Annotated in this window: 8 protein-coding genes; 7 read left to right on the top strand and 1 reads right to left on the bottom strand. The window is 56.4% G+C overall.

Annotated elements, in window-relative coordinates; all coding sequences use genetic code 11:
- Positions 1-276: 276 nt before the first annotated feature.
- The 3 genes from LJU29_RS20770 to LJU29_RS20760 all read left to right on the top strand — a co-directional run bounded on the left by LJU29_RS20770 (position 277) and on the right by LJU29_RS20760 (position 3475).
- Positions 277-777 (top strand): CesT family type III secretion system chaperone, encoded by a 501-nt coding sequence (locus LJU29_RS20770; protein WP_257111141.1) that lies wholly within the window; start codon positions 277-279, stop codon positions 775-777.
- The gene (locus LJU29_RS20765) at positions 774-3008 is read left to right on the top strand and encodes a hypothetical protein (RefSeq protein ID WP_057422652.1); all 2235 of its coding nucleotides are present in this window, start codon (positions 774-776) and stop codon (positions 3006-3008) included. The genes LJU29_RS20770 and LJU29_RS20765 overlap by 4 nt, the downstream gene beginning before the upstream one ends.
- Before the next feature lie 77 nt (positions 3009-3085).
- Positions 3086-3475 (top strand): type III secretion system chaperone, encoded by a 390-nt coding sequence (locus tag LJU29_RS20760; RefSeq protein WP_005759994.1) that lies wholly within the window; start codon positions 3086-3088, stop codon positions 3473-3475.
- A 48-nt stretch (positions 3476-3523) separates the two neighbouring features.
- On the opposite strand, the gene LJU29_RS20755 is transcribed toward LJU29_RS20760, so the two are convergent.
- Entirely contained in the window at positions 3524-8668 is a 5145-nt protein-coding gene (locus tag LJU29_RS20755) for an AvrE-family type 3 secretion system effector (RefSeq protein ID WP_257111140.1), read from the bottom strand.
- Between the two features lie 219 nt (positions 8669-8887).
- Between LJU29_RS20755 and LJU29_RS20750 the strand changes: the two genes are divergently transcribed.
- The 4 genes from LJU29_RS20750 to LJU29_RS20735 all read left to right on the top strand — a co-directional run bounded on the left by LJU29_RS20750 (position 8888) and on the right by LJU29_RS20735 (position 13727).
- Entirely contained in the window at positions 8888-10357 is a 1470-nt protein-coding gene (locus LJU29_RS20750) for a transglycosylase SLT domain-containing protein (RefSeq protein WP_257111139.1), read from the top strand.
- A gap of 1082 nt (positions 10358-11439) precedes the next feature.
- Positions 11440-12360, top strand: a complete 921-nt coding sequence (locus LJU29_RS20745) for a sigma 54-interacting transcriptional regulator (RefSeq protein ID WP_257111138.1) — start codon at positions 11440-11442, stop codon at positions 12358-12360.
- 50 nt (positions 12361-12410) lie between these two features.
- Complete coding sequence (locus LJU29_RS20740; RefSeq protein WP_005743301.1) at positions 12411-13319, top strand: sigma 54-interacting transcriptional regulator; 909 nt, start codon at positions 12411-12413, stop codon at positions 13317-13319.
- Between the two features lie 93 nt (positions 13320-13412).
- Positions 13413-13727 carry a type III secretion system major pilin HrpA gene (locus tag LJU29_RS20735; RefSeq protein WP_122320740.1) on the top strand — a complete coding sequence of 105 codons (315 nt, stop codon included), beginning with the start codon at positions 13413-13415 and terminating at the stop codon, positions 13725-13727.
- Positions 13728-13768: the final 41 nt, after the last annotated feature.

Below are 13768 nucleotides of genomic sequence, written 5' to 3'. Positions count from 1 at the left end.
ATGAACCAGCGTCGTCTTCCGGATTTACCAGCGTCGGTCGCCGCTTCCCTGTCAGTTCTATAGGTCGACGAGGAATTCGCCAGACGTTGCTCGAAGTGAGTGGCAAAGCGAGGTGAGCGGTTCCCGTTTCGCTGCTATTGATGGCGATGTTTTCAATACGCCATCCCTGGTGCGCTTGACGAGCACACGGAACCAAAACGCTTTTACCTTCGACTCAGTGCGGAACACACCGACAGAAAAACGGCGTGGTCTCATATCGCACTCAGAGGCCGTGAAATGACCAATAATGACCCGTACCACACCCTGATAAATGAAATCTGCGCGCTCAGCCTTATTTCCACGCCTGAACGTTTTTACGAGTCTGCCAATTTCAAAATCAGCGAAGTGGACTTCACACTTCAGTATCAGTATCAGGATCGCGATGAGGGCCGTGCTGTTTTGATTTACGGCGACATGGGAGCGTTGCCGACACGCAATCGTGACGCTGCATTGTTGGCGTTGATGGACATTAATTTTCATATGTTCTCGGGTGCCCATAGCCCGGTTTTCTCCTGGAATGCTCAGACCTGTCGGGTATTGCTTATGGGTTCCGTGAGCCTGGAGCGAGCCTCTGCCGAAGGCGTGCTGCTGTTGATGAAGTCGTTCGCTGATTTGGCGAACGAGTGGCGCGAGCATGGGGTCATCGGGCAGGTAAAAACAGCAGGTGCCCCGGTTGAGCAGCCTGTTGCCACGGCAGCCAAACGCGAGAGCCTGTCGGCCTCAGGGAGGTTTCAATGAACACTCCGCGAATCGGTGGATCGGGCGGCATCGAGCTCTCCCGGATAAACCAGCAGCCCGATGCTATTCCCGCCCAGACCGCTCACCCGAATGCAGTGACGCCAGGCATGAATCCGCCGCTGACTCCCAATCAGGCAGGGCCGCACGCAGCAGAAAGCTCTGCTACCGGTGCCGCGCGGCTGAATGTTGCGGCGCGACACACGCAGCTTTTGCAGGCCTTCAAGGCTGAGCAGGCGACAGCTCCGGTCAGCGGCGCGCCGATGATCAGCTCGCGTGCCGCGTTATTGATTGGCAGCTTGCTGCAAGCTGAAAAGCTGCCTTTTGAAGTCATGGCCGAGCGTCTGTCCCCTGAGCGCTATCAACTGAAGCAGTTTCATGGTTCGGACTTGCAACAACTGCTGGACAAGTTTACCCAGCCGGGTCAGGTACCCGACAAAGCCGAAGCCGGTCAACTGATCAAGGGCTTCGCGCAATCGGTCGCCGATCAACTGGAGCACTTTCAGTTGATGCATGACGCTACGCCCACCAAGACAGGCCCGCATGCCAACGAGGATCGGGCGACTCTTGCCGTCAGTCAGACAGCCCTTGGCGAGTACGCCGGTCGTGCGAGCAAGGCAATCGGCGAAGGACTGAGCAAAGGCATCGTGTCGCTGGATGATCACATCGCTGCAGTGGATGTGAGCCTGCAAGGTGCCGAAGAGGGCGATAAGGAAGCTTTGCACGCTAACAGGCAGGCGCTGGTTGATGCCAAAACCACTCTGGTCGGCCTGCACGCCGATTTCGTCAAATCGCCAGAGGCCAAACGCCTTGCTTCGGTCGCCGCACATACACAACTGGACACCGTCGTCAGTGATCTTGTCACTGCCCGCAACTCGGTTGGCGGCTGGAAAGGTGCCGGGCCGATTGTCGCGGCTGCGGTTCCACAGTTCCTGTCGTCAATGACGCACCTGGGTTATGTGCGTTTGTCCACCAGTGACAAGCTGCGAGAGGAGGTGCCTGAGACCAGCAGCGACGCCAGCATGCTCAAGGCGGCGATAACCGGAATGGTCGCGGGCATTGCCCACGAGACAGTCAACAGCGTAGTGAAACCGGTGTTTCAGGCTGCTTTGCAGAAGACTGGCCTGAACGAACGGCTGAACATGGTGCCACTCAAGGCTATCGATACCAATTCGGTGATTCCTGACCCCTTCGAACTGAAAAGCGAGCACGGTGAGCTGATCAGAAAAACGCCCGAGGAAATCGCTCAGGACAAGGCGTTCGTCAAGGGCGAACGCGCAGTGCTGAATCAGAAGAAGGTCCAGGGTTCGTCCACCCATCCGGTGGGTGAAATGATAGCTTACAGTGCCTTTGGTGGTTCACAGGCCGTGCGCCAGATGCTCAACGATTTACACCAGATCAATGGTCAGACGCTGAGTGCAAGAGCCTTGGCATGCGGCTTTGGCGGGGCGGTGTCTGCCAGTTCGCAAACGCTTTTGCAGTTGAAGTCGACGTATGTCGATCCCGCAGGGCGCAAAATTCCGGTATTCACGCCAGACCGAGCCGAGGCAGAGCTGAAAAAGGATCTGGCCAAAGGTATGGACCTGCGCGAAGCGTCGGTACGTACCACGTTCTATAGCAAGGCAATATCGGGTATTCAGAGCTCGGCGCTGACCTCGGCACTGCCGCCCGTGACAGCCCAGCCGCAAGGCGCGCGGGGTACGCTCAGTTCGGGGAATATCCTGCGCAATATGGCTCTGGCCGCAACGGGCTCGATTTCCTATCTGTCCACGCTGTACGCCAACCAGTCTGTCACCGCCGAAGCCAAGGCGTTGAAGGACGCGGGCATGGGGGGCGCAACGCCGATGCTGGATCGTACCGAAACAGCCTTGAACAACATCCGCCATCCGAACAGGGCATCGCTGCCACATACCTTCCAGCCGAGCACGTTGAGCGGTATTCCAAGGGCTATGGAAAGCGCTTATCACATGGGCCGAGGCGCGTTGCAGCTGCCAACCCAGATGGCCGTGGACACGGTTCGAGTGTTGGCAGACGGTGCGCTGAACGGCGTGTCGTCAGCACGCGCTGCGCTTACGCCAGCAAAACCGCCTGAAGCTAGCGGGTCCGTCGACGAGCTCCGGAACACGGCCCCAACGCCGCCATCCAGCCCAATAGTGCAGCGGCCGGCACCCTCCGTTCCGCTTGACGACGAGCAATTGCAGGCGCTCGAAGAAGGCTTGCTCGCTCCGCGTTGATTCCAACGCCGGGCACAGTCCGTACCTGTCTGCTGTCCGGCTGATTCAGGCCGCTTTAACTTTAAAGGACCATAACGATGAGAAACCCGACACCCGATTTTGCCCGCTTCATCAACGCTCTGGGCGTCCAACTCGGTACATCACTGGCCTTGCAGAATGGCGTATGCGCCCTTTACGACGGCCAGAACAACGAAGCAGCGGTCATCGAATTGCCCGAGCACAGCGAAATGGTTGTCTTTCATTGCCGAGTAGGCCGTTGTCCGGAGCGTTCCACTGATCTACAGCGCCTGTTGAGCCTGAACTTCGACGTCGCCCGTTTGCACGGTTGCTGGTTTGCTGTCGATCAGGGCGATGTACGTCTATGCGCCCAGCGCGAACTGGCATCGCTCGATGAGCCGGCGTTCTGCGACGTGACGCGCGGCTTCATTTCCCAGGCTCGTGAGACTCGCGCATTTCTACAGGCTTGAATAAAAAAGCGCCGCGTAAAAGCGACGCTTTTTTCACTGTTTGCGTTTTCAGCTCTTCAGTTCAAACCCTTCTTGCTTCAACTTGTCCGCCGCGTCTTTGAGCGACGCCGATGGCCGCGACAACTCCCCGTCAAAGGTGTAACCAATCGGTTTGTCCTGGTCTGCGCCATAAATGAAGTTGATGCGCCCCAGCGTTTTAGTGACGCTCATATTCGCTCCGCTGTTATAGCTGACCAAGGGGGTGGGTGAGGTGAAGTTTTCAGCCTGAGTCGCGGTGTGGAATACCACCAGGCGCTTGATGCGCATCTGGTTGCGATCTCCCAGAAGGGCGGAGAGGTCGCTTTGGGTCATGGTGCCGTCCAGGCTACCTTCGTCGATTTTATCGACCAGCGAGTCCTTCGGTTCCAGCCGTACGCGCGCCAGTGTCCCTATGCTGCCCTCCATGTCCTTGAGCATGGCGCGGAGTTTCGGGTCCTGGCGCATGAACTCGGCAACCCTGGCCGCATTGCCGGGGGCGCTCGCTTCACGCACTGAGCCCATGATTTTGGTGAGTATGCTTTCACTGCTCAGGCCGGAGAGGTTGGTTTTGCTGGTCTCAAAACGTGCGTTATCCATCACGCTGTGCTTATTGACTGATGCCCGATGCTCGACCGCCCCGCGTTTCAGACCACGAAGCGCTTTGTACTGCTTGTCGTTCTGCCATTGAGTGTCGGCAAACAGTTCTTCAAGGCCGTCGAGGTGCGCCTGAATAACCTCATCCGGTTTCTTGCCTGCGTAACGCGCATTCAGCGGGTCGGCCAGTTCGGCCAGTTTTGCTTTGGTCGTGCTGTCCTTGAATGCCTCGCCGAGGCTTTTAGACAGCTTGCCCAAACCTTCGGTGGTTATCGGCTTGGCGACGTTATAGCGAAACTTGACCCGTTTGACAGTCCTGTTCTCTACGCTGAAATTGACCGCTACTCCCAGATTGTTGGCGGCTGTCTGTGACGCGGGCGTCGGTCCCGGGGCGGAGGCCGGTGTGCCTGTGGGGGCCGTGTGGGTGCCGCCGATCTGCCCGCGAAGCTGCCCGCCAAGCGTTGCGTTGTTGAGAAAACGCGGGCGGTTCTTGCCGCCTTCGCGCAACTCGGTCTTGTCGTTTTTCTGGGTCAACGAGTAATCGGTGTAGGTCATCAGGTTAACGGTGATGTTCGCCGCGAATCCGCCGCGTACCACCGCAGAGAACGAATCGCTATTGGGATCGGCATCCGTGTCTCTGTCTTCGGTCAGGTTTATCCCTGCGCGTAGATCGGCAGTTCCGCCCGCCGTGAGGTCGAAGTTGAATCGCCGAGCCTCGTAGGTCTCATGGTCTACTGCCTTTTTAAGCACCTGCAATGGATTCAGCTTGCCTTCAAACAGGTCGTCGACGAATGCGTCGATGTCTTCATCCGGAACGTTGAAGACCACGCCGGCACGTTGGCTGGCGGCGACGGTGGCTGTCACGTCCACGCCCAGGCGAAAGTTGGGGGTCAACGTGCGGTTGTTACCGACGTCGACACTACGAGCAGGATGGTTTTCGTCAAAAAAGCCCGGCCAGTAGTCTTTGCCGGCACCGAAGCCACCGCTTACGTTTCCCGCACCTTCGCTGATCAGATACAGGGTAACGCCGCCCTCGCAACGCTCGGCATTGAGTATGTAGTTACGGTTGCCGGTGGTGCCTGCCGTTGGCCATAGTCCTATGGACTTGTCGGCAAGCATGATGAACGGGGTGGTAAGGTTCAGTCCGTAACTGCGTTGCAGCCTGATTTCGTCGTCGCCATGCTCCAGTTGCTTGAGCATGCTTTTGAATTTCCCGGCCAGCTCCGCCTGGTCCTTGCTGCCTGTGGCTGCGCGCATGTTGACGCTCACGGCATGGTCAGCTTTTTTGAACGATTTGAGGAATGTCTTGACCGCTTCATAACCGCTTTCCAGCGCTTTGTTATCGGTAAAGCCCATGTCTGTAACCACCTTGACCGGGTTTTCGCCGTAAGTCACATCACGCAGCGTCGCCAGTTTGTTTTGTAACGGATCTATGTCGGCTTGCGGCGGTAGCTGTTCGACCTCGTCGAGCAGCGCGCCGAGGCTTTTCAGCGTGACCAGATCCAGCGCCAGACGCGCTTTACTCAGGCCATGCTCCTCACTGGCATCGCGGCGCTGCCCCAAGGGTACATCGGCTTTCTGGTGGCTGAGTTTCAGCCCTTGATACTTCAGCGTGCCGAGTAACTTTTTGGTGGGGTTTTCAGCAGACGGAGCAACTTGAGTCAAGGCGTCCTGAAGCTCCTTGACCAGGTCATGTCCAGAGCTTTTGAAGTTGAGCTTTGTGCCCAGCTCAGCGAGTTTCTTGCCGAACTGGGTGCGCACCGACGGCTTGGCCAACTCACCGTGCTGGTTAAGAATGCCATCTTGTTGCCTGAGGTTTTTCACCTTGCCATAGCTTTGGCCGATAGACATCAGCGCCGTATAGCTGTGATTTTCCAGCTCTTCGCGCAGGGTTTCCAGTTCCTTGACCAGCGCAGCGCCTTGAGGCCCCAGTTTTGATTCCAGTGCGGCAATACGCGCTTTCAAATCCTTGCCCGGGGCTGGCGGCCTGCCGCCGGACTCATTGATCAGCTCCAACTGCTTGAACAGCATGGACTCGGTTTCATAAACCTCATTCAGACCCAGACGACCGTGGTGGCGATGTTGAATACTGTTGCCAACGTTCTTCATCCAGCGGGGCACTTCTGCGGTGTTTTTGTAGACGTTGGCGCGCATGAATTCGCGGGTGCTGGCTTTTTTGGATTTCTCCACACCGCTGCGCCCGAATGCATTGATGTCCATTCTGAGCGTCAGCCCGGTTTTTGGAATTCGCCAGGTCTTGTTCGATCCCGTGATTCGCGAGTGCACGTCATTCAAACCGTTTTCTTCTACCGGGCGCTGCTCGAAAGCTTGCCATTTGCCTGCACTGAGCCGCATCAGACCCTGGCCCTCGGCGTCTTCGATCTGGGCGCTGAGCACGTTGTCGTCATTGGCGAAAAGTGCCTTGACCGGCTGACCCCCAGGTAGGTCAACCGGCGTCCAGCGGGCGCGCATCTGATCCCCCAGCTTTGTCGATTGCCAGGCTTCCTTGGGCAGGCAATAAAGCCCGCCGGTACTGGTGAGCGCATGAAGGTTCTGTTTTTCATCCAGAGCAAGGCTCTTGATATCGCCCTCCAGGCCGGGGATATCGAGAGTGAAGGGTTTGTGATCTTTGCTGTGGGCGGTCAGCTTGTTCTGGTCATCAAGGGCGACGAAGCATTTGTTGCTGACCATTGCAAAGGCTGTGATCACTCGGTCGTCGAGGCCTTCGATTTCCTTGCCCATCTCGACTGTTGTCGAGCGCGCGGTCTGGGCCAGCGCTGTGTTGTGGTCAAAGGCCATGTTGGGGTGTTCAGGAGTCACCTTGAGCGCGTGCAGTTTGCCGCCCTTGAGCACATAGGCGTTGCTGTCGGCACCGCGTTGCAGGCGCTCAATATCTTTTATACCGGCGTCTTTCCAGCATTCGGGCGTCGCGTCCCAGCGCTGAATGCGTCCTTCGCTCAGGCCAACCAGACCCGCACGATCGAGGTTGAGCCGGTCAGCGGCGGTGGGGGGCGGGGGCATGCTCAGCCCGCGATTGTTGCTCAGTACCAGAGCATTGGTCAGGTTCCAGCCGCTTTCCAGTTTTGAATACTGCTCATTGAGCGCGTGGGAGTGAATCTCGCCCTGGCGGTTTTTGATCAATGCATGCACACGGCCGTCATCCCCGTTGATGAATCCGGTGACGCTGTCGTGGCCACCCAGCGGCAGGCCTGCCAGTTGAAAGTTTGCCTGATCGGGCGTCAGCTTCAATTGCGGGTCATTGCTTTCAAATGCACTACGGTCCGCGCTGTAAAGTCTGCCTTGGGTGTCTGCTATGAACAGCTTGTTGTCGCTCAGGCCGACCGCAGCCGCTTGCGCCTTGCCGCCGTCGAGTTCAAGCGCTTTTGTTTTCTTCTCGGTCAGATCGCCAATCACCGGGCTCATGTCTGTGAGCAGGATCGCCTGAGTCTCCTTGCCGCTGAGCAATGCCGCTCTGTTGTCCGGTGCCACCGAAAATGACTGCAGATCCTTGACTTCGATGTGCGGCATGAAAGGGCTCGTGAGGTCGACTACCACATCGTCGCTTTTCGCATAGACCGAGCCGTTGCCGCCTGTGGCCAGACTATTGAAAGCAATGTCCTCCGTGCCTTCAGGCGCTTTCCAGCGAGCACTGAGCGGGTCGAACTGATAGAGCCGGTCTTCATGCACACGCATACGCTCGCCGTCGTGCCTGAGAAGCACGCCGGTGATGTGAGCGATGTGCGCCTTGCCGGGTAACTCTTGAGTCTTGCGTCCGCTGGCGGTGTCGATGTGAATGTTGCCGTCTTCACGCTCCAGTTTCACCGCTGGCGGTTTCTTTCCTTCTATATGCAGTGCTTCTTTGCTGCTGCGGATCAAGGCTAGCGAACTGTCGTCCTGCGCCAGGTGCAGCAGGTGCCCGTTGGCCTGTAGCAACTGATGGCCGTGCACGCCGTCTTTGCTTTGATGGGCCAGGTAGGTTTGCCTTGGGGTGGCGAGAATGGAATCCAGCAATGGGGCCAGGCCGGGAGTATTGAACGTGGAGAAATCAGGCTTTCCCTTGGCGTCCAGTTGAATGCTGCCTTGTGGCTCTGAGTTGCGAACCAGTTTTTCGTCTTTCAGCTCGAAACGGCCTCCGTTGCTGCGCGTCATCATCGATTGCCGAGAACTCTGGATAGTAGCCGGCTCGTCCGGGTCTTGGGCTTTGGTGCCGGAAGTGCTGGCGCCGCTATGCCCCGCACGCATCACTGGCTGGCGCGTATCGTCCAGGTCATCAAGACTATTGCTCGATAACTGAGATACAGGCGCTTTATCTTTGGCTGTCTTCGCATTTGAAGTGGGCTGTGAAGGCTTGACGTTTTTTACGGTGGGAGGCGTGGCCGCTTTCTGCTGCGGTGCCTTGGATTTCTGGAACAGTTTGCTGACGTTCTTCAGCGCTCGCTTGCCGACACTGCTCAGTGAGTGGGAGGAGCGTTGTTTGGGTTGTTCGATTTTTTGCTGTAGATCAGTTGCAGCGTTCGTGTTTGCCGGGACTGGCGGCTGAATGATGCTTCCGGTGTTGCGGTGGATCGAGGATGAATGCACGGTGAATCTCCCTGTCCTTGTACCACTGATGGCAGCCTGATGCAAAGCTTGAAAATCCCTTCATTGGCTGAGTAGCACCTGATAACGGAGGGTTCCATCGCAAATACTTATGGCTGAAATGATTCAGCAAGATGCTTTGCGCGGCTGATATCGGTTTCAAAAGGGAACCGTAACGGTGAACGTGCCACGTAGGATGGACACGTTCAGGACATTCCCCCCATGCCCGCCGTTGCCTCCATCGTATCGAGCCCCCGCTTGCTGGCTCGCGCTATTCAAATTGCTGTGCTCGCACTGGGCTCGCTGTGTGTGGGTTGTCAGTCTGTGGACTATTCAGCACCCCGGCAGGAACGCAATCCGCGTCTGGTTACGGGCCTGGTCTACTGGGGGGGAGATGATCAGGAAGGTGCGCGGGCGGCAGAGAAAATTTCCGATTTGCCCGTCTATAACGGCGAGGACGTGTGGCAGCGCGTTGCGCAACGCAGCAGGCTGGCCGATGGCCAGGGTATGAATGAGCGTATCGCTCGCCAGCGCGATTGGCTGCTGAGCAATCGTGGGTTTATCAGTGGGGCAAGTGTCCGGGCCAGCCCCTATCTGCATTTTATTGTCGAGCGCCTGGACGAGCGCAACATGCCGTTGGAGCTGGCGCTGTTGCCAATGATCGAAAGCTCCTACAACCCGATGGCCAATTCACCGGCTGCGGCGGCTGGCCTGTGGCAATTCATGCCTTCTACCGGGCGCAGCTTCAATCTTTATCAAAGCGCTACGTACGACGCTCGCCGTGACGTGGTGGCCTCAAGCAAGGCAGCGATGGATTACCTGACCCGCCTGCATGATCAGTTCAATAATGACTGGCTGCTGGCACTGGCGGCCTACAACTCGGGCGAAGGCACAGTCGGCCGGGCGATCGAGGCCAATCGGCGGCGCGGACTGCCTGTTGATTACTGGCACCTGAATTTGCCCAGGGAAACCCTGGATTACGTGCCCAGGCTGCTGGCGCTCTCGCTGATCGTGCGCAACGCCGCTACCTATGGTGTAAAACTCACCCCTGTCGCCAATACGCCATATTTCGACGTGGTCGAACTCAACCATGCAGTAGACCTGACCCAGCTTGCGGCCACTGCGGGTGTGGATGAGGGCCAGTTGCTGAGACTCAACTCGGCGTTTCTGCGCAAAAAAACGCCAGATGGACCAGGGCGGTTGCTGTTGCCCAAGACTCAGAAGCAAGTGCTGACAGCCGGTATCGCGCGAATAACCGGGGAATCTCCTGTGACTACGGGCACCCCTCAGCGCATTGATAAGCCTGTGGTCGAACACTTGGCATTACCCCAGACGGCACAGCCGGTGAGGGTGGTCGAGCGAACGCCGGTGCCCAGGCCAGCGCAGCCGGTTGAGGTAGCTGAACGGGCACCTGTGCCTGTGCCCAACCCAGTGGAAACCATGCGGGTAGCAGAGCAGTCTTCTGCGCCGCAAACACCAACCTTGATACCGGCTGTCGAGCATAAAGAGCCGCCGATGACCCCGCGGACACCGGCAAGGGAGGCATTATCGGTGCCTAGCGTGGTACAAGCCGGGCGCTACGTGGATGACCGCTCGTCGCCTCGCAGGCGTGATGATATAGAGGATCGTACGGGCCCGCGCGAGCTGCCAAGCGGCCCGCGTATCGTGGTCTATGCCAGCGGTTCACGCTAATAACCTGCGGTTTTAAAGCCGGATGTCTAGCAAAATCACCTTAAAAATGCCCTTTTTTGGTGCTTTTTCTTGTTAGCGTTTCGGTGTGACTCGCCGTTAAGACGCTATATTTCAACGCTGATACGTCCTTGTTTTTGTTCTCGTTCGCGGCAGGTAGCCATGAACTTTTTACGCTCCCCGACTATTTTTGCTGAACTTTTGTAAAGTTTTGTAAGCTAGTGCTTACACACATTTAGAAACATTCTTCCGTGATGACGAGGTATCACCGTTCGTTATGGTCACCGCCTTTGGCGTGGCGACAGCTTGCGATTGACGGATTGTCCTACACTGAATCCTTTCAGTTAACTATCTCTTCGATCAGATTTTGAGCCCGCATGCTATGAAACCCACCCGTTCGGATAGCCGAATGGGTGGGTGGCAAAAAGCTATCTCGTTTCGAGCCCAAAAACCGGGAGGATTTTGTAACCCTCCATGCCAAGGGTGAGCGGCGTTCGGAAAACCGAATGTATGAAAACCCATGAGTCACCCTGTCGAGCGTTACGTGTAACATCTTCCGTTCCCCATCAGTAAGTTAAGTTTCACTGTCGAACTTTTCGTTTTAGTCGGGTAGTTTGTTACGTTTATTTTCCTTGAAAGGGGACGGCTTGAGTATGTGTTTCCCGTTTTAATTTCTTTCAGCCCGTTATTAAGTGAGCCCTTGTAAAACGGCCTATAACGTTAAATTAATTTTTATAAGTTGAGTGACTTTTCTGTGAGGTTTTTTTAATAATAAGCCGTGTGCTTACATGGTTTTTTGCCAAGGTCCAAGACGGGGCAGTGCGGTTGACTCCCCGGAAGCCGGGGGTTTTAACGTTTTTTTGAGCGGTAAGCGCTTGATCGGAATACAGTATCGATAGATTAAGCTAATCATCCAAACAGTCTGGCTCTATGCTGGGGTTGTGCTTCATATGACGATATTACTATGATAATAATTCTCAACTTTGTGAGGTTTTTCTCATTTCATGGGGAACTAAATTACTATATGTATGCCTTGTAAGACGTGGTATTAATAATCCGCTTGCCACCCACAGTGAGAGTGATCGATGAGCACAGACATTGATAAGGACGTCCGAGCGTGTTGGGACGTAACTGCATTATCCGCTGGTCATCAAATTGCAATGAACAGCGCGTTTCTGGATATGGACTTACTGCTGTGCGGGGAAACCGGGACGGGTAAAGACACCCTGGCCAATCGCATTCATGAGCTGTCCAGCAGGTCCGGGCCCTTTGTCGGCATGAACTGCGCCGCCATCCCCGAATCGTTGGCAGAAAGCCAGTTATTCGGTGTCGTCAATGGCGCATTTACCGGTGTCTGCCGCGCTCGCGAGGGCTACATCGAAGCGTCCAGCGGCGGCACGCTTTACCTCGATGAAATCGACAGTATGCCGCTTAGCCTCCAGGCCAAGTTACTTCGCGTGCTGGAGAGCCGGGGGGTCGAGCGGCTGGGCTCAACCGAATTCATTCCACTGGATCTGCGCGTGATTGCTTCCGCCCAGCGCCCTCTGGATGAGCTGGTGGAACAAGGACTTTTTCGTCGCGACCTGTTTTTTCGGCTCAACGTGCTGACGCTTCACTTGCCAGCCTTGCGCAAACGTCGCGAACAGATCCTGCCATTGTTCGACCAGTTCACCCAGGAGATTGCCGCTGAGTTCCAACGTCCCGTCCCTGCACTGGACAACAGTCGTGTGCAGATCCTGCTCAGCCATGACTGGCCGGGCAACGTACGCGAACTGAAATCCGCAGCCAAGCGTTTTGTGCTGGGATTCCCGCTGCTGGGAGCCGAGCCAATGGATGCGCGCGATCCGGTGACAGGTCTGCGCATGCAGATGCGCGTGATCGAAAAGATGCTTATTCAGGATGCGTTGAAACGGCATCGACACAATGTCGACGCCGTGCTTCAGGAGCTCGAACTGCCTAGACGTACGCTTTACCACCGCATGAAGGAGTTGGGAGTTGCTGCATAGATCGCAGCAAAGGCTGGAGTCCAAAAAGCTGATGTCTCGGGAGTCATGTGATGGATCTTGATGAGGGGTTTGATGACGACCTGGACGAGGAGCGTGTTCCAAATCTGGGGATCGTCGCTGAAAGCATTTCGCAACTCGGTATCGATGTGTTGCTGTCAGGCGAGACCGGGACTGGCAAAGACACGATTGCCCAGCGCATTCACACAATGTCTGGCCGTAAAGGTCGCCTGGTTGCGATGAATTGCGCTGCGATTCCGGAGTCGCTGGCAGAGAGTGAGCTGTTTGGAGTGGTCAGCGGTGCGTACACCGGTGCTGATCGCTCCAGAGTCGGCTACATCGAAGCGGCACAAGGCGGAACGCTGTATCTGGATGAGATCGATAGCATGCCGCTCAGCCTGCAGGCCAAGCTGCTGAGGGTGCTGGAAACCCGAGCACTGGAACGACTGGGTTCGACATCGACGATCAAGCTGGATGTCTGCGTGATCGCTTCGGCCCAGTCGTCTCTGGATGATGCCGTCGAGCAGGGGAAATTTCGTCGGGATCTGTACTTTCGCCTTAACGTGTTGACACTCCAGCTGCCACCCTTGCGCACACAGCCTGAGCGCATTCTGCCCTTGTTCAAGCGCTTTATGGCCGCGGCTGCCAAAGAACTGGACGTCGCCTCGGCCGATGTCTGTCCGCTGCTTCAGCAGGTGCTGTTGGGGCATGACTGGCCCGGCAATATCCGTGAGCTCAAGGCTGCTGCAAAGCGCCATGTATTGGGTTTCCCGGTGTTGGGTGTCGACCCGCAGAGTGAAGAACACTTGGCCTGTGGGCTCAAATCCCAGCTGAGGGCGATTGAAAAGGCCCTGATTCAACAGTCACTCAAGCGCCACCGTAACTGCATTGATGCGGCAAGCCTGGAGCTGGACATGCCACGCCGCACGCTCTATCGACGTATCAAGGAGTTGCAGATCTGATTTTTTTGTGTGAACGCTGGAACCCATTCACCGCCTGTCACCACCTAGTTGTACCAAGCAATTACGCTGGTACTGACTAAAGGGTATCAAACGATGAAGTTATCCAGCATGGGCACCAAGTTGATCAACGGCGGCGGTAACGCCGCGCAAGGTCTGAGCGACATAAACAGCGCCAAAGACCGTCAGACGTCGCTGTACAAAAACACCGGTTCCAACGATTCCGCAAATTCTGTGTATGACAACCTCAGAAAGGGTGACAAAGAGAACGATAAACTGCAGGACATTTCCACCGAAGAGGGTGCCAAGCGTCGCGAAGAAAGCATGCTGGCGGGCTTCGAGGCTGCTGATGAAAAACTGGCTAACCAGATCGTGGCAAAGAAAATCGAGAACGCGGTCGTCCAGTTCTGATGTCTTGAGCGCCCCTTCACACCTGAAGGGGCGGTTTCTTT

Source organism: Pseudomonas ficuserectae (genome assembly GCF_024584585.1).
Taxonomy (GTDB): Bacteria; Pseudomonadota; Gammaproteobacteria; order Pseudomonadales; family Pseudomonadaceae; genus Aquipseudomonas; species Aquipseudomonas amygdali.
The sequence above is the reverse complement of the archived record's forward strand: the minus strand, read 5'-3'. Positions and strand labels throughout refer to the sequence as shown.

Excerpts from the sequence above, each read along its gene's own strand:
- LJU29_RS20740 (WP_005743301.1), top strand. The coding sequence starts at position 12,411 with ATGGATCTTGATGAGGGGTTTGATGACGACCTGGACGAGGAGCGTGTT.
- LJU29_RS20770 (WP_257111141.1), top strand. The coding sequence starts at position 277 with ATGACCAATAATGACCCGTACCACACCCTGATAAATGAAATCTGCGCG.
- LJU29_RS20745 (WP_257111138.1), top strand. The coding sequence starts at position 11,440 with ATGAGCACAGACATTGATAAGGACGTCCGAGCGTGTTGGGACGTAACT.
- LJU29_RS20765 (WP_057422652.1), top strand. The coding sequence starts at position 774 with ATGAACACTCCGCGAATCGGTGGATCGGGCGGCATCGAGCTCTCCCGG.
- LJU29_RS20750 (WP_257111139.1), top strand. The coding sequence starts at position 8,888 with ATGCCCGCCGTTGCCTCCATCGTATCGAGCCCCCGCTTGCTGGCTCGC.
- LJU29_RS20735 (WP_122320740.1), top strand. The coding sequence starts at position 13,413 with ATGAAGTTATCCAGCATGGGCACCAAGTTGATCAACGGCGGCGGTAAC.
- LJU29_RS20760 (WP_005759994.1), top strand. The coding sequence starts at position 3,086 with ATGAGAAACCCGACACCCGATTTTGCCCGCTTCATCAACGCTCTGGGC.